At 66.0% G+C, this 324-nt stretch carries 1 pseudogene; it reads right to left on the reverse strand.

Annotation, left to right across the window (positions count from 1 at the left end):
* Window positions 1-324, reverse strand: a pseudogene (locus G3N96_RS38975) (hypothetical protein); the annotation flags it as partial.

The following is a 324-nucleotide window of genomic DNA, read 5'->3' on the forward strand; positions in this document are numbered from 1 at the left end:
GGCCGCGGACCGTCAGCCGGCGTGAATAGCCGACGGACGACGCGCCCAGCAGGTGGCCCTTCTCGAGGGTGAGCTGGTAACGTTTCGCGAGCTGGTCGGCGACTTCGCCGTCCACGAGCACGCCGATCCCGGTACTGACGAACACGACCTGCTGCGTCGTGAAACCGTCGCGGTGGATCGGCTCCGGCAGGCGATAGACCGCGGCGCCCAGCATCGATTCGTCCGGTTTCGGATCGGCCGCCTTGGCGATGTTGTAGATCGAGTCCATCAGGTCCGACGTGAACGGCGGCTTGCAAAGCGCGGCGTTGAAGATGTCGGGCTGAG

It is taken from the genome of Burkholderia sp. Se-20373, from assembly GCF_017104705.1.
In the GTDB taxonomy this organism is placed as follows: Bacteria; Pseudomonadota; Gammaproteobacteria; order Burkholderiales; family Burkholderiaceae; genus Burkholderia.